The 19,066-nt window shown below is 66.3% G+C and carries 18 protein-coding genes; 5 read left to right on the top strand and 13 right to left on the bottom strand.

All coding sequences use genetic code 11. The features are described from left to right. Positions 1-18: 18 nt before the first annotated feature. Entirely contained in the window at positions 19-1,428 is a 1,410-nt protein-coding gene (locus AC5K6T_RS15495) for a deoxyguanosinetriphosphate triphosphohydrolase family protein (RefSeq protein ID WP_493210786.1), read from the bottom strand. A gap of 318 nt (positions 1,429-1,746) precedes the next feature. Between AC5K6T_RS15495 and AC5K6T_RS15490 the strand changes: the two genes are divergently transcribed. The 3 genes from AC5K6T_RS15490 to AC5K6T_RS15480 all read left to right on the top strand — a co-directional run bounded on the left by AC5K6T_RS15490 (position 1,747) and on the right by AC5K6T_RS15480 (position 5,720). After that, positions 1,747-2,283: a hypothetical protein gene (locus AC5K6T_RS15490; RefSeq protein WP_493209457.1), complete on the top strand. Its 537-nt coding sequence runs from the start codon at positions 1,747-1,749 to the stop codon at positions 2,281-2,283. Continuing rightward, complete coding sequence (locus AC5K6T_RS15485; protein ID WP_493209455.1) at positions 2,280-2,807, top strand: hypothetical protein; 528 nt, start codon at positions 2,280-2,282, stop codon at positions 2,805-2,807. The genes AC5K6T_RS15490 and AC5K6T_RS15485 overlap by 4 nt, the downstream gene beginning before the upstream one ends. 372 nt (positions 2,808-3,179) lie before the next feature. Continuing rightward, positions 3,180-5,720 (top strand): hypothetical protein, encoded by a 2,541-nt coding sequence (locus AC5K6T_RS15480; protein WP_493209453.1) that lies wholly within the window; start codon positions 3,180-3,182, stop codon positions 5,718-5,720. Positions 5,721-5,904: 184 nt separating this feature from the next. Here the strand turns inward: AC5K6T_RS15480 and AC5K6T_RS15475 are convergent, their stop codons facing one another. The 8 genes from AC5K6T_RS15475 to AC5K6T_RS15440 form a co-directional block, all read right to left on the bottom strand. After that, positions 5,905-6,129, bottom strand: coding sequence for a hypothetical protein (locus AC5K6T_RS15475; RefSeq protein WP_493209451.1), 225 nt, complete (start codon positions 6,127-6,129; stop codon positions 5,905-5,907). Positions 6,130-6,310: 181 nt separating this feature from the next. Continuing rightward, positions 6,311-7,150, bottom strand: a complete 840-nt coding sequence (locus AC5K6T_RS15470; protein WP_493209449.1) for a methyltransferase domain-containing protein — start codon at positions 7,148-7,150, stop codon at positions 6,311-6,313. Then, a complete protein-coding gene (locus AC5K6T_RS15465; RefSeq protein WP_493209448.1) occupies positions 7,147-8,094 on the bottom strand; it encodes an aldo/keto reductase in 948 nt (315 codons plus the stop codon). Before AC5K6T_RS15465 ends, AC5K6T_RS15470 begins: the two co-directional genes overlap by 4 nt. A gap of 3 nt (positions 8,095-8,097) precedes the next feature. Then, complete coding sequence (locus AC5K6T_RS15460; protein WP_493209446.1) at positions 8,098-10,032, bottom strand: RiPP maturation radical SAM C-methyltransferase; 1,935 nt, start codon at positions 10,030-10,032, stop codon at positions 8,098-8,100. Continuing rightward, positions 10,032-11,225, bottom strand: coding sequence for an aKG-HExxH-type peptide beta-hydroxylase (locus tag AC5K6T_RS15455; protein ID WP_493209444.1), 1,194 nt, complete (start codon positions 11,223-11,225; stop codon positions 10,032-10,034). The genes AC5K6T_RS15460 and AC5K6T_RS15455 overlap by 1 nt, the downstream gene beginning before the upstream one ends. A gap of 20 nt (positions 11,226-11,245) precedes the next feature. Then, a complete protein-coding gene (locus AC5K6T_RS15450; RefSeq protein ID WP_493209442.1) occupies positions 11,246-12,436 on the bottom strand; it encodes a radical SAM protein in 1,191 nt (396 codons plus the stop codon). After that, the gene (locus AC5K6T_RS15445; RefSeq protein ID WP_493209440.1) at positions 12,433-12,999 is read right to left on the bottom strand and encodes a hypothetical protein; all 567 of its coding nucleotides are present in this window, start codon (positions 12,997-12,999) and stop codon (positions 12,433-12,435) included. Before AC5K6T_RS15445 ends, AC5K6T_RS15450 begins: the two co-directional genes overlap by 4 nt. Positions 13,000-13,036: 37 nt before the next feature. After that, complete coding sequence (locus AC5K6T_RS15440; protein ID WP_493209438.1) at positions 13,037-13,321, bottom strand: hypothetical protein; 285 nt, start codon at positions 13,319-13,321, stop codon at positions 13,037-13,039. 401 nt (positions 13,322-13,722) lie between these two features. Here AC5K6T_RS15440 and AC5K6T_RS15435 point away from each other — a divergent pair, with 401 nt between their 5' ends. Together AC5K6T_RS15435 and AC5K6T_RS15430 are read left to right on the top strand one after the other, a co-directional pair. Next, positions 13,723-13,962 (top strand): hypothetical protein, encoded by a 240-nt coding sequence (locus AC5K6T_RS15435; protein ID WP_493209436.1) that lies wholly within the window; start codon positions 13,723-13,725, stop codon positions 13,960-13,962. Between the two features lie 350 nt (positions 13,963-14,312). Next, on the top strand, positions 14,313-16,760 hold the full coding sequence (locus tag AC5K6T_RS15430; protein WP_493209434.1) for a hypothetical protein: 2,448 nt from the start codon (positions 14,313-14,315) through the stop codon (positions 16,758-16,760). Here AC5K6T_RS15430 and AC5K6T_RS15425 read toward each other — a convergent pair. The 4 genes from AC5K6T_RS15425 to AC5K6T_RS15410 are packed head-to-tail and all read right to left on the bottom strand — an operon-like array spanning position 16,699 to position 18,945. Beyond that, on the bottom strand, positions 16,699-17,010 hold the full coding sequence (locus tag AC5K6T_RS15425) for a transposase family protein (RefSeq protein ID WP_493209432.1): 312 nt from the start codon (positions 17,008-17,010) through the stop codon (positions 16,699-16,701). The two genes, AC5K6T_RS15430 and AC5K6T_RS15425, sit on opposite strands and share 62 nt — an antisense overlap. Continuing rightward, complete coding sequence (locus AC5K6T_RS15420) at positions 16,935-17,867, bottom strand: Mom family adenine methylcarbamoylation protein (RefSeq protein ID WP_493209430.1); 933 nt, start codon at positions 17,865-17,867, stop codon at positions 16,935-16,937. The genes AC5K6T_RS15425 and AC5K6T_RS15420 overlap by 76 nt, the downstream gene beginning before the upstream one ends. Continuing rightward, positions 17,864-18,385 carry a DUF6248 family natural product biosynthesis protein gene (locus AC5K6T_RS15415; protein ID WP_493209429.1) on the bottom strand — a complete coding sequence of 174 codons (522 nt, stop codon included), beginning with the start codon at positions 18,383-18,385 and terminating at the stop codon, positions 17,864-17,866. Before AC5K6T_RS15415 ends, AC5K6T_RS15420 begins: the two co-directional genes overlap by 4 nt. Next, on the bottom strand, positions 18,382-18,945 hold the full coding sequence (locus tag AC5K6T_RS15410; RefSeq protein WP_493209427.1) for an aldo-keto reductase family protein: 564 nt from the start codon (positions 18,943-18,945) through the stop codon (positions 18,382-18,384). The genes AC5K6T_RS15415 and AC5K6T_RS15410 overlap by 4 nt, the downstream gene beginning before the upstream one ends. Positions 18,946-19,066 lie beyond the last annotated feature (121 nt).

The raw sequence follows: 19,066 nt of genomic DNA, 5'->3' as shown, positions 1-19,066 counted from the left end.
CTTGTCGGACGGCATTCACTACCCAAACCAAGCGCCGAATATTGAGCCCTGAGAAACGGCGACACCCTTTAGGCATTCAAGCAAATTGAGTGCTTGATCCTCGGTCAAGAGGAATATGTAATCACATACCGCCCGAGCCTGACGCTCCTCGTCGTTTCTCCTGTGATAGCCCTCGCGTGCTTCGTGGGTCTTCATGTTGCCATAGATATCCCGAAGCAAAGGTGGTACAGCAGAGTCGCCGCCTGCGAGAATCAACATCAAGGCGTCGAAGAGCTGCCGAATCACTTCCTTTTGACCCTCTTGTATCAAGCGCAGGCCGGGGCGGTCGATGACATAGAAGTGGGTCAACTGCTTTAGTACCTCGGCTCGGTACTGCGATCCGACGTCTACTTCAATCTCCGACGTTCCGAGCGGATGCACGGCATTATTGAAGTCCGTGATCACCACGTGCATCATGTGATCTAGATCGTGCCGGTCTCGATATGACCCTGTCCACTTGCGCGTGGGCATATATGGCAGAAGGTCAGAATAGGCGCGCTTAAACTCATCCATATTGAATTCTGAGTACCTGGCCCCGACGCCGTTCTCTATATATTGAAAGAACTCGGCGTTATCTGGGCTGCCGCGAAGCTCATGAAGGGGGGTCAAGCCACTGCTGAAGTAATCGTAGAGATCGTGAACTGCGTACGATACGTCATCCGCCCAGTCCATGAGGCTGGCTGCCGCACTCCTCTTCTGTCTATCGACTTCGGCTTGATAGGTGCCGCCTGGGAGCTCACGGGCATGATTAAAATGCTCCCTCTCGCTCCAATAAAAACCCCACTTCGCTCCAAATCTGCGGTCCGTCCAGGCTACAGGTCTCCCGTCAATCCTGATTTCATGTTTTGCTTGGTCGAGATCTCTTGGGTACTTGAGGATTGCGTTCAAAGTTGCTCGCGTGAGGTCGAGTCCTCCCCACTCAACTCCATCGAGAACCGCCAGCTTTGCGACTACCCGAAAAGATTGGGCGTTACCCTCGAAGCCCTCGAACTCTCGCATCTTCTCGCCGAGAGCCTTTTCGGCCGTGTGCCCGAAAGGTGGGTGCCCGATGTCGTGCGCTAGTCCCGCACACTCAACTATGTCAGGGAAATCTTCGACGTTCTCCTGGCCAAGGCCGGCATCCCAAGCACCTTTATTCCGCTTGACGAGCTTCTGTGCCATCCGGCGACCTATTTGTCCCACTTTCAAGCTGTGAGTCAACCGATTATGCAGGAGATGCTTCTCCCGCACGGCGGCAACTTGCGTCACGCCCGCCAACCGTCGAAAAGGTGCCGAATACATTATTCGATCGCGATCGCGTTCAAATGGCGTTCGATTCGCCGGGTCAGGCCCCCCTGTCCTGCCACTTCGCGCCTCAGTCAAACGTGTTTCGTGAAAGGAAGGCGTCATGCCGATCACCGTGTCGTTTGATCGAAATATACCTCTCTGCCACGCTACGCTCGCTGTGTTGACGATGCGCGTCGAGTGACGCTGGTGGCTATGTGACTCCGTACAGCGCGTGCACGGCCGGTGGAGCCGCCGGTCGGGCGATTGATGTTCGACGAGGGGGCAACCGTCGGTCCAGACGATCACACCGCCCGGCCTGGCTGGGGCTCACCTGTATGCGGCGGCCCTCCCGCACTGCCGTGCGCCTTGAACTCGAGATCGGGGGAGGCATTCAGGCAGTTCCAATACCCGACTCCACCATTAGGCCGCTCCAAGGCCGACATGCTCGACGTCCTGGACCAGGAGAAGGGCCTGGCCCTGGCCGAGACTCTCACCGAGGCCGGCGAGCGCATCGCCGCCGGCGAGATGGTCAGTGGCCCGGCCGCCGACCGGTACCGCGCCGCGGCCGCCGAGTTCTCCGACCGCTACGCCGGGACCTACCTCGGCAAGCGCGAGCTGCGCGCGTTGGTCGCCAACCCCCGCCTACAGGTCTACGAGGACCCCAAAGCCTTCCTGACCTGCAACCACGACGCGTTCACCGCCCTGTGCACCCCGGACCGCGACCGGGCACGCGACGGCGGCCGGAGCACACCGGACCACTCCCGCTGCCATCCGGCGTGCGCGAACATCAGCCGCACCGACAGCCAGATCACCATGCTGCGGGCCGAGGTCGCGCGGATCGACGCCGCCGCAGAAGCCAGCTTCGACCCCTACCCCATCGCGGCCCGCGAACAGCAGCGACGAGCCCACCTCACCGACATCATCCACCGCCACCACGCCCAACAGCCAGGCGCAGACGACCCCGAGGAACCACGATGAGCGCCCCTAACGAGCCCGGCTCGCGCGCCGGCGCGGCCCTGGCCCAGCTCGTCGGCCAGGCCCTCGCCCAGGCGCACGCCGACTGCGGCTCCGAGGACGTCGCGGAGGTGAAGGCCATCACCGACGCCATGGTCCGCCTGCTGATCGGCGCCCCGCTGCACTCCGACGGCAAACTGACCATCGTGTCCCTCGCCGTCGAGGCCGGGCTGCGGCGCAACAAGCTCACCCACAAGCACACCGGCCTCAAAGACCTGTTCTACGCCCTGATCAAGGCCCGCGGTAGCAGCCCCGAGCCGGTCTCCGAGGCCGCGCAAGCCCGAGGCCGCAAGCAGCAGGAGGATCTGGTGCGCGTCCGCGCCGAACGCGACGAGCTGCGCTCTCAGGCCCAGCTCCTGGCCCGGATCGTCCAGGTGCTGGAGATCGAGAACCACCGGCTCAAGGAGACCAACGCGGCTCTGGAACAACAGCTGGCTGCACGCGCGGGCGTTCCAGATCTCGCCGGTCGGCGTCAGCCGCGCCCCTAAATTTCGTGTCCACCAACGGCGAGCGGCGGCGCCGGCCGGCGCCGCCGCTCGCCGTTGGTCGAACCCTTTACTGGATGAGCTGGTCCAGCAACCAGGCCACGACAGCGCGAGCGACGCCAGACAGGATGCCACCCAGAGCAGCGCGTGCCATCGCCATGCGTTCACTGCCGGGCCAGTGGTTCTTGTGTGTCATCTCAGTGCCTCCTACGGAACCGTCACGCCTCCTCGCCGGGCGTCGTGGTCCCGAAGACACCGCTCCGTGCGGTTTCCGGTGGTCTCCCGCATGCTGGAATAAGGAATACGTGCTGGTCAGCGCATGTTTGCAAGCGGTCCGGTTCGGCTCCGGTCCGGAGAGAACAGGGCGGAGGGCAGATGATCGCCACCGCATTTGCTGTACATCTGAAAACGCTCTACCAACAGGCAGGGGAACCGACGTACGCGTTGCTCATCCGCCAGGGTGAACAGCAGAAACCACCGGTGAAGCTGACTAACTCGTCAATCGGCGATTGGCTCACTGGTACGAGCACACCCAACGAGGGACCCCCTGTTCGCTTCCTGCTGGAGTACCTGCGTGCCAAGGCGGAGCAGAAGGGACACAGTATTCCGCCGCTGCAGTGGTGGCTGGACCTGCGTAAGCGAGCTTGGAAGGAGACACACCCTGATCGCGGTGGGCGGCCTTCTACGAAGAGAGGTTCGGCGCCAACGCAAGAGCCGTTGGGACGGAAGATCTCCGAGGTGACCGATCCGTTCGCACTGGAGGTACACCAAGCAATCGCGCCACTACAATCCGTTACGGAAATGAATCTCCCGACGCTCCCCGCTTACGTTGAGCGCGAACACGATGTCCAGCTGCGCGGGGTTGTCGAACAGGCGGTAGCCGGTCACAGCAGACTCGCTGTTCTCGTCGGCGGATCCTCAACAGGCAAGACCCGTGCTTGCTGGGAAGCCGTCCAGACATTGCCGGACCAGTGGCGACTGTGGCACCCCCTCGAACCGGACCGCCCCGACGCCGTTGTCGATGCGCTTGGCTCCATCAGACCCTGCACTGTCGTATGGCTCAACGAAACACAGCACTATCTCCTCACCCCAGGGTCCAAGATCGGAGCCCGCGCCGCCGCTGGTCTTCGCGAGTTGTTGCGCAATCCAGACCGTGGACCTGTCCTCGTCCTCGGCGCCGTGTGGCCTGAATATTGGGCCACTCTCACCACGCCTCCCACCCCGGGCCAAAACGACCCCCATGCGCAGGCCCGCGCCCTGCTCAGCGGTACCGACATTCCTGTCGCCGAGTCGTTTACAGGCACAGCCCTCGACGAGCTACGGGTCAAGGCCCTCACCGACCCGAGACTGGCTGAAGCCCTCGCCCGTGGAGAGGGTGGCCGTATCACCCAGTACCTCGCCGGCGCCCCAGCCCTCCTGGAGCGCTATCAGAACGCCCCCACTGCGGCAAAGGCACTGATCGATGCCGCCATGGATGCACGCCGCCTCGGCCACAGCCTCGCCCTCTCCCGAGTGCTGCTTACTCAAGCAGCGTCCGGCTATCTCACCGACACCGAGTGGGACAACCTAGGTGAGGAGTGGCTGGATGAGGCCCTCACCTATACATCCTCGCCCTGCCACGGAATCCGCGGACCCATCACCCGTATCCGCCCCCGACCTCGCCACCCCACTCCGACGCAACCGCACTACCGCCTCGCCGACTACCTAGAGGAACACGGTCGGGCGGCCCGCCTCACGGCTCGCGTTCCGGTTGAACTTTGGGATGCGCTCACAGTCCATGCCCCGGTCCGCGATACACCACAACTCGCGCACGAGGCTGAGAGGCGCGGCCTGTATCGGTATGCCTACCAACTAGCAGCCCGGGCAGCAGCGGCCGGCAATCCGGAAGCAATGCTGATTACTGCGGATTTGCTGGACAGGGTCGGCCGGATTGAGGAAGCTGTGGCCTTCTATAAGCGAGTAGCCGAGAGGTCCAGCGATAGAAATCAGTCTATTTACGCGATGTCGATGGCGGAACACCGGCTCGTAGGGGCAGGACAGACGGAGGAAGCAATAACCTGGCTGGAAGAATTGGCCAAGGTCGGCAACGTCGACGCCGCAGAGGCGGCGGACAGGCTCAGACAGGCACCTCAAGTCGACGAGAAGCTGATTAAGTTCTACAGAGGGAAAGCCGAGGAAAGTGGAGAGGGCGTCGCGGAGGCCCTCGCTTTCTACCAACGGGTGAGTACTTCAGACGAGAGTCAGCGCCTGCGCCAAGAAGCGGATGACATGAAGTGGGGTGGCCAAGTACAGGAAGCCTACATGCTTTACGACCAGGCGGTTAAAACGGGCGACTCTGATGCCCTCCAGATAGCAAATGAGAGAATCATCCAGATTGGCCGAACTGTGAGGCATGCGCGTGAGGATGGCCAAGACCTCCTAGAGACCGCAGAAGCTTTGAACTGTGCAGGCCGCACCTATGAATCGACAAATTTCTACCAACGCGCGGCAGAAGCTGGAAACTTCGGCTGCCTTCGGATAGCAGCAAGGCGTATGGCTGCGGAACGCCGCGCCGAGGAAGCCTTGACCTGGTTGCATGGCCTAGCTGAGGGGGGCAATCAGCATGCACAAGAGCTAGTAACTAACCAGCACGAATGGCAACACTGGGCGGAACGCGCCGATCGGCTCGTCGGTTGGGCCTGCGGCTTGGCGGATTCTGGGTTTGCCGATGCTTTCCGCGTAGCGGCCTCTGAGCTCGTTGAGGTGGGCCGTATTGACGCGGCTCTCACTACATATATGCGAGGAGCTGAGGCCGCCGACAGGAGGTCTTTGATCGCGGCTGCAGACCTGCTCAAGCGTGGGGGGCGCTTCGAAGAGGGTGAACGACTGAGCAGGTTCGGGATCGAGCCGGGTGGTCGGATCGCAGAACCGTGGTGACAGTGAGGCTGGTACCGCTGTCATCGCCTCGCTCAGCCACCGCATACCAGGCCACTCGGCCACGCCTTGTGCGCACCAGGGAGGCGGTCGGGACCTCGGCCAAGTCGGCGAGCGGCAGAACGTCTTGGACGGCATTCATCGGCGACGAGCTCCTCGCTCTGCTGGCTTCGTCGGCCAAGCGCCATCAACGCGGGAACCGTCCGCAGAAGCGGTGCGCGCCGCGGTGCCGTACGTTGCGGGCGCCGACCGCGACCAGCGCCTCCCGAAGCCAGACGGCCGGGTTGCACCCGGCCCGCGGCACCGGCGCTCCGAGCGCGATGAGCTGGGCTTCGGCGTACTGGTGGCCCTGCTCTTGGCGACGGATCTTCTGCGCCGTGCGCTCGGAAGTGCGCGAGTTCGTGCAATCCAAATCCTCGGAAGACAGGAACCGGCACGCGGGTGCTCCAGAGGGATGTGTTCCACGTCCGAGTTCCATCTGGCCCGGGAAGGAACACCGGAGCAGCGTGCAGCGCCGCTCCACGCCCGGCGATAGATAGGGGTGCTTCGACAGGAACGGGCACGGTCTCCTTGGCCTCACCCCAACGCCAGTATCAACCGCGGAACTGTGCCCCCAGCTGGGCGCAGCGTGCTGCATCGATGGGCCAGGAGCCGGGCGGGGACGTGGTTGAGGCGAAGCAGAAGAGTTCGCAGGTGCCTGCAGCGGGAGCGTGGAGTGCGCCCTTTACTACCGTACCAACGGGGCGGGGTGCGAGTACGAGATCGAGAGCAATCGTCTTAAGGTTACCGGCGACGGTGTCGGCACCAGTTGTGATCGCAACGAGATCGGTGAGAGCGTCATCGACTGTGATAGCGACCGGGCCGCGGGGGTGAGCGAGGCTCGTGGTAACGAGGATCTTGGCCGTGGTCGGAAGTACGCAGAGCAGTCCGGGCGATGACCAGCCAGCGGAAAAGGGAGCCGGGGCAGGTGCGGAGGCGACCGACGTCGCCGCGTAGCACCGGACGTTACGCCGACGGGCTGTGGGCGGTGCCCAGCCTGGTACGTCGAACCAAGCCGTGACGATACGGCAGGCCGCGGGCAGGAGCTCGAGCTGCGGGCGCAGACGCTGGAGCATCGCTGGCGAGAGGTATGCGAAGACGACATCGGCATCCAGCGGCGCGTCGAAGAAGCTCCGCTCGATCACGCGGGCCCGACCACCGGCGCTTGCGAGCCGATCGCGCGCCCGCGTGGCCAAGGCGCCGTCGATCTCGTAGCCCGACACGTGAGCGCCTGCATCGAGCGCTGCCGCCATTACGCGGCCATCGCCGCAGCCGAGGTCGAGAAAGCGCTCGCCGGGCCGCAGGCCAGCGAGCGCGAGCGCGTCGGCGATCTCTTCATCGCCGAGCGGTGCCCAGAACGGCCAGCCGCCGGCCGTATACGTCGCGCTCGTCATCTGTCGCTCCTGATCGCGCCGCGATGCTCCCAGTACGAGCCGAGCTCCAATGCGCCGAAGCATTCTCTGACTTGCGCGGCCGTCTTGAGTCCTACAATCGCCGTGGAGACGCGCGGCTCGTCTAGGACGTAGCGCAGTGCGAGCTGTGCGGACGTCGGTCCGCCAGGGGCGGCGGGCTCCGGCGGCCGTAGCGACGCCGCCAGCCGGATCCGCAGCCGCCGCTGCCCGGTCGAGAAGGAGCTGCGGATGTCGCCTGGGCCGTAGGTTTCGTCCTCTCGATGGGGTCTCGCGAGGAAGCCGTTGGCTAGCGGCTCGCGGGCGATCAGGCCAACGCCCGACGTGGCGATCTCGTCGATCAGCCCGTCGGCGGCCAGGTCGGGCCACAACCCTGAGACGAGGCTGAACACCATTTGGACGGCTGCGCACCCCGGCTGCGCGAGCGCGGCCAGTCCTTCCTGGGTGGTGTGAACCGACACACCGCCATGGCGGATCTTCCCACTCGTCCGCAACTCCTCCAGTGTTTCGAACACTTCGCCTGCCTGGATTACCTCCAACGAAGGGTTGTGCAACAAGTACAAGTCGATGTGGTCGCGTCGCAACCGCCGCAGGCTTTCTTCCACCGCGCCGAGCAGGTATGCGCGAGAGAAGTCCGCCACAGGTCGGTCTAGTCGCGAACCGCCCTTGGTCGCGATCAGCGCATCCTGGCCCCCCGATGTCGCCGCCAGCGTGCGGCCGATCAGGGCCTCGCTGTGACCCATGCCGTAGTAGTCGGCGGTGTCGAAGAAGGAGCAGCCCTGATCCAGCGCTGCCAGGATCGCCCGCGCGGAGTCGGCGTCGTCGGTCGGCCCGTAGCTGTCTCCCGGCACGCCGCCGCCGATGCCGAAGGCGCCGAAGGCGAGCGCGGAGACTACGAGGTCTGTTTGCCCCAGCCTGCGGTAATCCATTGCCTACCAGTGCCGGTTCTCTGGGAGTGGTAGCGACAGGAAGCGATCGGCCTCGCCCACCATCAGCCCGGCGTCGCAGAATGACTCCAGCGTCTCGCGGACGTCGTCCGGCGGGAATGCCTCGCCGGTCGTTGCGAGCAGGTGTGCCGTGACGGCCCGCACGGCCTGGGGGCGGTCGCTGCAGCAGAGCAGCATCTCGGCCGGCGCACCGCTCAGGGCTACCGTGCGGCATGAACCAGTGCCGTCGTCGCGGTCGACCAGTACGCCGCGCGGGATCCGCCGAAATGTGAGCGACGGCCTCACCGGCTGCGCCCATAGCTCCTGCCAGTGCGCGACCCAGCGCGCGGTCTCGTCTAGGACCTGTGCGTGTGTGGTGCCCCGGGCCGCCTCGCCCAGCGCATCCGGCATTTCGTAGTCGAAGAAGTACGCAAGCCGATCCAACGCCACATGGTCAGGGTAAACCTCGGCGTAGCTCGCGCTGGGCCGCACGCTGCGCACGCCGAACGCCTCCGCCTCCGTGTAGTACGGCGAGAAGCGCTCCAGCCAGATCCGGTCGAAGCCATTCGGTGGCTGCAAGTGTCTGATAGCCCGAAGAACCTTCAACTGGGCGACGTAGTCTTCCTCTAGTTCACCAGGGAACCCATGCAGCAGGTTCCACGCGACCCCGATTCCGTAGTACGAGCACCACTTCAAGCAGAGGACGTTCTGCAGCATCGTGCTGCCCTTGCGCATCAGCTGGAGCACGTGCGTGCTCATACTCTCGATCCCGGGCTGCACGGTCTCGACACCGCCGTGTGCGAGCTTGCGAATCTTGTCGCGCCCCATGTTTGCCTTGACCTCGTAAAAGAACCGGAAGTCGAGCTTGGAGTCGGCAATCTTAGTGAAGAGCGTGTCGATGTAGCCGAGGCTCAGGATGTTGTCGACGCCGTCGAAGCCCGTAGTGCCGTGCGCGGCAGAGAGATCGCCGAGCTCGCGCAGAACCCGCTCGGGCTTCTTGGCACGGTAGCCCATGCCGAGCCCGTTGAGACCACAGAACGTGCAGTGGTGCTTGGCGCCCCACCAACATCCGCGCGAGCTCTCGATCGGGATGCGGACACGCGGTGCAAGTTCGTCGTAGAGGCCCAGTTCCCGGGCCTGCCGAAAATACGCATGGTAGTCGGGTGTCGGGAGGTCATCGAGCGCGCTGGTCGGCGGGGCCTGCGCTCCGCTCACCGCGCCACCGGGCCCACGTTTGAGGATCCCCGCAATTCCCGCCGGGTCCACGCCGGCCTCGATCGCCGCCAACAGCGCTGGCAGGGCCGCGTCACCTTCGCCGGAGACGACGATGTCGACCCACTCAAACGCGCGCAGCAGTTCGGCGCCCATTTCGCCGTCCACGTTGGCGCCGCCGAATACGATCAGTGTTCGCGGCCAACGAGTCTTGATCCGCCGTGCGAGTGCGAGGGACGCCACGTTCTGCTGGAATGTGCTTGAGAAGCCGACGACTGCGTACTTTCCCCAGTCGTCCGCGGCAGCGATCCGATCGACGTAAGCTGGCAGAATCCGGGACCGTAGTTCGGGGAGAAAGCCCGCATCTTCGCTGAGGTCCTCAGCCCAGGCGCGCTCGGATGGGAAGCGCTCGAAGAAGCGCGCTGTGGGGCCGGCGGTCTCGGCTCCAAACGCCGCAGGCGCGAAGAGCCAGTCACCGGTCATGTGGCCGCGGTGTTCGCAGAGGCGCTCGTAGAGGCTAACGCCGAGTTCGGCCGCGAGTTCAAGGTTCGGATAGCGTGTGTCGACGGAGAAGCCAGCTTTCTCGCAGATCGCCGACAGCAGGCCGAGCTGGATCGACGGCGCCTTCGCGCTGCCGAATGGCATCGTCACGAGCGCCGTGCGGAAGTCGGACTGCGGCGCGATGCCCGGGACGTAGGGCGTTTCGGGCGCGGTGGCCAGGGTCGCCATCACGCCTCCGCCGTCGCTCGGCTTAGGCGCTCGAGTGCCGAGAAGAGTGACTGCCCGAGCGGCGTCAGCGCGGGGCTGCTTGCCAGGCTTTTTTCCAGCACGCGTAGCCCTCGCGTGAGGTGCGGCAGGCGCCATTCGAGGTACGTCAGGTCGTCGCAGCCGCTGTCCAGTGCGGCGCGGGTGAACGCGAAGACGTGGACGAACGCATGGTAGGCAAGCAGGATACGGTCGAGCGGGCGGTCGCGGCCGAAGAACGGGTTGGGGTAGAGCCCGATGTCACTTCCGTCGGTAACGGGCCCGAGCCGGGTGGCAACGTAGTAGTAGTGGTGTGACGCCTCGTGGACGAGGCTCTCGGCGAGCGACGTCGCGTGATCGTGGTTGCCAACGCCAACCAGGCCCGGCGCAACGTTTGTGCTGCTGCTGCCGGTCGGGCGGTAGTCAGAGCGGACCCGCCACGGCGCAACGAAGCGCAGCACATGGGTGACCGAGTGGGCGTATTGCGGCGCATGGTTCGCAAGGAGCTCAAGGGCACGTGTGACGCGCTCGCCGGCACGGTCGTACTCGAAGTCGTCGACGTCGTGGGCGATGTCAGCGACCTCAGGGCCCCAGAGTTGGTGGCGACGCAGGACGATGGCGCGATAAGCGGAGCCTGGTAGGCGATCGAGGCGGGCCTCGATAAGCGGCGGCCACGCGACCGCGTCTCCCTCTTCGCGAACCCATTGCCCCCCGGCCGTACGCGCGAAATGCGCGCGGAGACCGTCGACCACGATTTCGACGCGTTCATCCATCGCGCGCACTGCGAGTGCGCGGCCCGGCGGGATCGGCCATCGGTCGAAGCGCAGCGCGGCCTTCTCGCTGACCGTCGCCGACCAAGCGCCAGTCGTGCCGCGCTCGTGCAGCCGGAGGGCGACGGCGGCCAGCCGTTCCGGCGTGACCGCGCCGGCAGCGATTCTCGCGTGAAACGCGCCGAACGCCGGATCCCAGGCCGTCGCGAAATCCGGCGCGGAAGCGTGCGCACGGACGAGGGCAAGGAGCGCAGGATCCTGGCCGCCCGCCTGCACGGCCTCCATCGCTGCGGCTGCGGCGGGCAGCGTCATCGCCTGCGCCGCAAACAGCGTCACGACCTGCTCGAAGAACGCGCCGTCGTCGGCGTCAGGGGTCGCAAGTGTCTCCACGGGGAGGACATCGAGCATGAGGCGTCCTTGCTTCCTTATCAGTGGGTGGCGGGTTGGGGCGCAGTGACCGTAGCGATCGAGCGCCGCCGCAGGAGGTCGTAGTGGCGGCGGTAGGCGAGCGTCTCCTCCGGGCTGACCGCCAGCCGCATGCGCACGTGTCCTAGCAGCTTCAACAGGTCAGCGCACCAGGCGCTCGGGTTGTCGAAACGTCGTTGCACTGAGAACCGGTGGGGCAGGTAGCCCCCGGCGCAGGTCGATGCCTCTCGACACCCGTGGCACCCCGTCGGAAGAGGATGACCGTCCAAGATCGAGCGCGCGTGGAGCCCGCCAGTGGCCCGGACGTCAGCGAAGCCGGCTGTGAGGACGTTGAGATGCGTGGCGCTGAGACCGTCCTCGCAGACGCGGAGCGCATCCAGCCCCTCAATCGCGCCGTCAGTCTCGACGAAGAAGTAGTGCGGCGCGACATTTCCGATGGTCTCGATCCGGCTGCGACCGCCGAGGAGGACACTGCTGATATTCCGCAGGTCGCGGACGTCGACCGTCGCCAGGTCGTTGTGCCAGACATCGAAGATCGGGATCATGAAGTCGGCGCACGGTGTAGGACCGAACTTGGCAAGGATAGGCGCGATTTGATCGTGGGTGATGTCGGGCCAGAGGTAGGTCACTGCTGGCGCGCCAAGCTCCAGGAAATGCTGATGGACACTCAGCGGATCAGTGCCGAGCGGGATCACGCAAAGCAGGCCATGCTCGACGCCGCCAGCGCTGAGCAGGCGCAGCGCGCGCTCGACCCGCGTATGAGAGCCCCGGCCACTGTGGTCGACACGCGCACGATCGTTGATCTCCCGCGGCCCGTCTAGGCTCACGCCGACACCGACCCGGCCGGACCGGCAGGCCTCAATCCAGCGATCGTCGATCAACGTACCGTTGGTCTGCAGCGTCAGGCCAACCTTGAGGCCTGCACCGCCAAGCCGCTCGCGTGCCTCGACGCACCAGGCGCGGAAGCGGTCGGGGCCGACGAGCGTCGGCTCGCCGCCGTGGAAGACCAGACTGACCGCGCGGTCGCCAATCGCCTCAGCGTACTCGTGGGCGCGGTCGAGGGTCGCCGTAAAGATTGCGTCCGACATCTGAGGTGGGCGCTGCCGCCAAGACGTGTCACCCTTATTATACACATAGCAGTACGAGCAGTTGAGGTTGCAGCGTGACGCGACTTTGACGATCACCTGGATCATGGGTTCACGACCTTGACCTCGGCCAGCAGGGCTGCGTACAGAGGCGCGACTCCAGCGAAGTAGGTGGCAGCGTCGGTCGTCTCCGGCGTGAAGTCGAGCGTCATCGCCGGCAGCGTGCCGAGCTCGGTCTCAACCTCGTTCTCGACGAGCTGCAAGCGCACCGGCGCTTCCAGCACCTGCGGGACAGCATCGATGCAGCCCCGAAGTGCCGCGCGCAGTCGCGCACCCTCAGCGGCGTCGCGCGGCAGAATGTCGACGCTGCGGCCCCACAGCAGAGTTTGGCCGTCCTCTGCGGCATGACCCTCGCAGCTCGAGAACGTGACGCAGTCCAGTTCATTGATGAGCAGCACGACGAGCGCGCGGACTCCGTCCTCCAGCGCGTCGACGAACTGCGGATGACCGCGAGGGAAGACAACCGCGGCATCCCTCGCACCGCCCGACAGGTTACGCTGGCCAGCCGCGCCCTCGCGGAGCGGGAGGCGCAACGAATGCTTGGACGGCACCGCCCAAGCTGCGAGGAAGCGCTCTACCCCAATTATCGTGTTGGTTGACGAAGCAGCCATCCGCAGAGAAATCCTTCGACAGTCGACACACGCCCCGTCAGTCCGACGTTGGCGGGTTGACTCTGATCTGGTCCTCCAGAGTGCTGATCCCGGTCTTGCCGTGGATCGCAGCACTGCTCCTGTCACCGAGTCTCGCCGCTTCGGCCTCGAGCTGCTCGATGAGCGTCTTCTTGAGGGCACTTTGGATCTGCTGAGCCTTCGCCGCCGATGGGTACAGCTGCTCGGCGTTGGTCCATTCACCCAGCCTCTCCGCACGAATCTCCAGTTTGTCCTCGCGGCTGCTGATCCGGCTGGTGCGATCTTCAGGTACGTCCGACATCATGCCTCCTCGTTGTTGTGGCGAGCCCCTAAGCTGCGACGATCAGGCTAGCTAGAACCTAGTCAATGCACCTTAGATTGGAACTAACAGTGGCAAACTTTATATATTGGGCATAAAGGTCGGGCGGCATTTGACGGAACTGAGGCTCCCCTGCTGTGCGGGAGAAGCTAAGTAGTAGCTGGTCAGGGCGGTTGGGCGACGGTTCAGATTCACTGGTTCGGGCGTTGCCTGGTTGGCGTAACGTGGCCAGAGTTGATCACCGCTCTTTCGGATTGCAGCTCCCGCCCGCCGTATCGTCGGGGCGTCAGAAGCCTGTAGGGGCGACGAAGTGAGGCGGATGCCATGAGCGTGCTTCGGATCGCACTGCAGGAGGAGTTCCAGGGCGAGCACGTCGCGTGGTGACTGTGGACGGAACCGTCGTCCTGGACGACCCCTCGGTGCCCACCCGACGGCAGATCGGCCTGGCCCGCTCCCTCGAGGTTCCGGGCCGGGACGGCGGGGTCACGGCGGAGGTCTCGATCCAGGGAGGGCCACGCGAGAGCGTGGAGATCGACACCACCGCCACCAAGGCGGTGCTGGTCGACCTCCACGCCGACGACGGCCTCACCGTCCGCGCGAGCGGAGACCTCCCCGGCTACGTGTGACTGGCACGTCTGCTGGGCGAGGCGCTCCACGGACGACTCGATCGGACGCGTTCGAATTGCGCCCCCTGAGTGGTCGGATTTCCATTTGAAGGGTCCGGCCTTCCAACGACAGGGGGGTGTGCGCTCGGAGGCGCGACCGGACGGGGCGCAGGCTCCGGGCCGGTTCGGCATCCCTCCGCATCGCGCTCAGGCATCCCGACCGTTGCAGCGCCCTGCCCTGATGCGGCAGGCATCTCGGCAGGCCAGACGCCCGCAGACCGCGCGCCAGGCGTCCGAAGCGGCCGGGCACCCACCCCTTCCGCTGCACCACCACGCCGGGGCGACGGAGCCCGGGCTGAGGAGAGGCCGGCATGACCACAGAGAAGCACCGCCTGCAGAGTGGGCTCGACGAGCTCGTCCGCGCCGTCGTTGACGAGATATCCCGCCGTGCCGGTGACGGCCGGGAACGAGCCGGGTACGGCTCGCGCGTGTACACCGAAGGCGTCCAGGACCGCTGGGACACAGCGGCCGGCGCTCAGCCAGGAGCGCTGGCCGCAGCCCTCCTGGTACAGCGCAGCGGCGTCTACGTCCGCACCGACCTGCCCGTCCTCCCCGCCCCCGACTACGACGGAGCGCAGGTCCTGCCGAACGTACCGACGATGCCCGGCATGGTCGCGACGGAGGTGGGTCCGACCGGTGCAGCGATGCCGACGGGGGCCCTTCCCGAAGAGAACGCGATCGCGGTTGAGCAGCCCCAGACCGTTCAGCCGCCGGCGGAGACGATCCCGCCGGGCGCCGCCCTCGGCCTGTTCGAGGAACTCCGCGTGGACGTAGACGGGTCGGCCCCCACGATGACTGTCTCGGGGCGTATCTGGCGGCTCGTCACCGGCGGGTTCACCTGGTTCGCCAAGGTGACCAAGGAGCCGGACGGCTCGTACACCGGCCCGATCAGCTACCGCGACGGCAACGGCTCCCTGCGCCCCGCCACCTCGATCCGCGTGCAGCTCACCGGCAGCCCGCCGCTGCAGCAGCTCGCCGCGCGGGTGACCTTCCGCCGCCCGGGCGCGGCCGACCTGGTCCTCGGCTACACCTTTGCGCGGTCGGCGTTCCGCGAGGTCGGGATCGAGTTCGACCGCGTCGAGGGGGCCGAGCAGACGGACGCGTACGCGCTGCACGACCACCCAGTGAGGCCCGCCGACCTCCCGAACATCACCCTCACGGTGGAGGATGCCTTCACCCGGCAGGGGATCAAGGTCACTCGCACTGGTGGCGGCAACGTGATCCCGCGCTCGGCCTCCGTCGACGACAAGTGGTCCGACATCGAGATGCACGACGCGATGCAGCAGCACTGGTCCGAGTGGAGGCCGGGGCCTGGTGGGCAGGGCGTCGCCCAGTGGCAGGTGTGGACGTTGTTCGCGGGCCTGCACGAGCCAGGCGAAGATTTCTCTTCCTACGGCCTCGGCGGCATTATGTTCGACAGCATCGGCACCGCCCAGCGGCAGGGCTGCGCGATCTTCTCCGACTCGTTCATCTCCAGACGCCCGCCGAACGACCCCGCGCCGGAGGCGTTCGCCCGCCGGATGCGCTTCTGGACGGCCGTGCACGAGATCGGGCACTGCTTCAATCTCGCACACGCCTGGGCCAAGTCGGAGGAGACGCCGTGGATCCCGCTGGTCGACGAGCCGGAGTCCCGGAGCTTCATGAACTACCCGTTGCTGGTCAACGGTGGGGAGCAGGCCTTCTTCCGCGACTTCCGGTACTTCTTCTCGGAGAGCGAACTGCGTTTCCTGCGGCATGCACCCGAGCGGTTCGTGCAGATGGGCAACATCCCCTGGTTTGACCACCACGCCTTCGAGCAGGTCCGCCAGTACTCCGCCCCCAGTCCTCTGACGCTCTCGCTCCGCGTCAGCCGCAATCCCGACCACGAGGGCACGTACCGCTACGGCATGCTCGAACCGGTCATCGGGGAGCTGAAGCTGGCCAACACCTCCACCGACCCGGTGATGGTCGACCGCAACAAGCTGAGGGGCGACGACCTCGGCATCGTCATCCAGCGTGAGGGGGAGACCGAGGCACGGATGCACCGGCCGTACCTGAAGTACTGCATGCGCCCCGAACCCATCGTGCTGCAGCCCGGCGAGGCACTCTACGGGCAGATCGTGCTCAGCTCCGGACTCGGCGGCTGGCAGATCGCCGAACCCGGCACGTACCGCGTGTACGCCGCGCTGCGCACCGCCGCCGGCGGCGCAGCGTCCTCCGTCGCCAGCGCCACGGCCGGACAGGTCATGGCCGCGCCGCTCATGCTCCGGGTGGAACGCCCGGCCAGCCGTGAGCAGGAGCGGCTGGCGGACGACATCTGCACGGACACCGTGGGACGCGTGCTGGCGCTGGGCGGAAGCCGGGTGCTGCACGGAGCCAACGATGTGCTGCGCGAGGTCGTGGACCGAATTCCCGACGAGGCCGTCGCCAAGCACGCCGCCGCCTGCCTGGCGCTCACGGAGACCGTGCCCGGCAAAGTCATGCAGGGCGGTGACGGCAGGGGACCGCGCCTGGAGCTGACGTCGGCCGACCCCGAGGCGGGTTGGCAGCACGCCGAGCAGGCGTACGGAGACCTGAACGCCGCCGCCGAGACGTTCGGCCACATCCGTCTGACCCGCAATGTCGAGCACATCGCCCGGTCGCTCGACCAGCACGGCAAGGGTGAACCCGCCACGCAGCTGGTGAGCGATCTCGCCCGAACCCTGGAGAGCCGCCGGGTCAAGACCGGCGTGGTGAAACGGGTCCGCAAGCTGGAGCAGCAGCTCGCGGGCGGCAAGTAGGCAGCCGCCTGCGCAGAGAGTCAGGACTACGACACCGATAGTCTTCCAGGCATTCCATTCTTCTCTTTTCACGGCGCTTCTCAGTAGCGCCGGCACATTGGTAGGCGCGGTCGGCCAGGACGAGAAGCTGACGGGACAGACAGGCTTGGATCACACCGTGTGCGCGGGCTGCGGTCAGGTCGTGCGTGCGGCCGGGCAACGCCCGCGAGAACCGCAGGGGTGTTCCATTCGGAGCGGCCACGAACTGCATCCGGGAGCCCGTCGCCCTGGTACCGTCGTCGCCCAAGCGGCAACACGCGCAAACCGTCCGCAGAAGCGGTGCACACCGCGGTGCCGGACGTTGCGGGCGCCAACCGCGGCCAGGGCCTCACGCAGCCACAGAGCCGGGTCGCAGCCGGGCCGCGGTCGCGGAGCTCCGAGCGCAAGGAGTTGAGCAGCGGCGTATTCGTGGCCCTGCTCGGCGCGGCGGATCTTCTGCGCTGCCCGGTCGTGGAAGACGGTGCCGTCCGGCAGAAGCTTCACCGTCCGGGCGGTTGCCCGGCCGGCGTACACAGCGTTCGTCGCCGCGTAGATCGTTCCCACGTGCCCGGGCATCACCAGTCGGCCGGAGGCGGTGCGGCGCGGGACGGGGTCGGCGAACGAGACAACGCCGCGTACCCCGTCCGCGAGCAGGGCATCGAAACAGCGGGCGAGGAACCACGACTCCGAGTTACCGGGGCACTCATCGAGCAGGACGAAGCGCGAGCACACCAGCGACTCCTTGTAAGGCTCCAGCCCCGGCAGGGGCTTGGTAAGGACAGCTGTGCTGACCGGAACCCCGAACACGGCAGCGCCGCACAGCCGACGCCTGCTGCCGGAGACGTCGTACAGGCCGAACTGCACCTTCACCGGCGGCCACGACCGGGAGTAGTGGTGCGCGAGCACAAACGTCTTGGCCGGCTCTTCCTCGGGGATGACGTCCACGCGGTAGTTCCGGGCATCGAAGCCGCCATCCCGGACGTGGCGCCAGGAGTGCTTTCCCGCCCGCCACCGCTGGCACCAGGGCGACGCTGACTGTGCCTCGGCCAAGTCCTCGAACGGCAGCGTCTCTTGAACCGGGAGGTTCACTGTCCCTCCCCGTCTGCTGCGGTCTTCTCGGACAGGTCCGCATCCAGGCCGGGAAGCAAGGTGAGCTGATCGTCGGAGACGGAGGAACCGCGTCGCTGCCGCACCGGCCTCTTCTCCGGGGCGGCCGGAGTGTCCACGGGGTCCGTGCCGTCGGCAGGGTGGGGGCAGGGGCATAACCACCGGCAGGGCTGCTGGCCGGGCCCGTGGTGGATCACGGCGACGACGAAGCCGCCGCGGTCGGTGATGGTGCCGGCGTAGTCGTCGAGGCGGGGGCCGCTGGCGCTGACGCACTGGGCGTGGCGACCGGAGCCGCAGGGGTGGCAGATGCCCCGCTCGCAGGAGCACCAGCGGTGGAAGCCATGGGGGTAGGCGTCCTCGATCTTGCGCAGTCCCCTGGTCCAGGCGTTCGCGCGGACCCAGGCGCCCTCCGCCTCGGTCATCGGGGAGGTCACGCTGGAGGGGACGGGGGCGAGGATGCCCATGATCGATGCGCCGATGAGGCGCAGCCAGGTCGTCATGTCTCGTCTCCGAACAGAGTGGGGGTGGCGTGGAGTTCGTTCATCCAGGCGAGAAGGCGGGGAAGGTTGGTGTCGGGCCCGAAGGCGAGATAGGTGCCGTCGCAGCTGGTGGACCCGAAGGCCTGCGCGATACGCAGCCGCCGGCGGGAGTTGACGCGGCCCATGTGGACGGCCATGCCTCGCTCCTGCGCCCTCAGGGCCAGGCGGTGCGCGGCCGGTGAGGTCTTCCACTGGGTGGAGCCCGCGAGGAACAGCACGTCGATCAAGTCCCAGGGGATGAGGCCGCGCTCGCTGCCGTCCTGGGCAGCGAAAGCGACCGGAACACCCAGTGCGCGGATCCGCTCCAGCCACGGCAGCGACTCGGCCAAGGTCGCCGCGGCGTCCATGGGGACGTCGGGGGCGACGGCCCACAGGCAGCGGTCTCGGCCGTAGCGGTCGACGGTCGCCTTCAGCCAGGCGAACCAGCCCTCGGCGCCGGGCCAGCCCTTGCCGAACTTGCCGTTGTCACAGGCGTACAGGGCACCGGGCGGGATCACGTTGCCCTGCGCCGGGGTCGTCATGCAGCCCAGGAGGCCGGCCTGCATGGCGGCTCGTACGTCAGCTCCGGACGGCGTGGCCAGGTACAGCACGGCACGGGAGCGAGGCGCGGGCAGGGGATAAGGACATGGGTGCGCGCATGAT

This window comes from Streptomyces sp. B8-7 (genome assembly GCF_058833805.1).
Note: the sequence above shows the minus strand (reverse complement) of the source record. Positions and strands in the feature narration are given on the sequence as shown.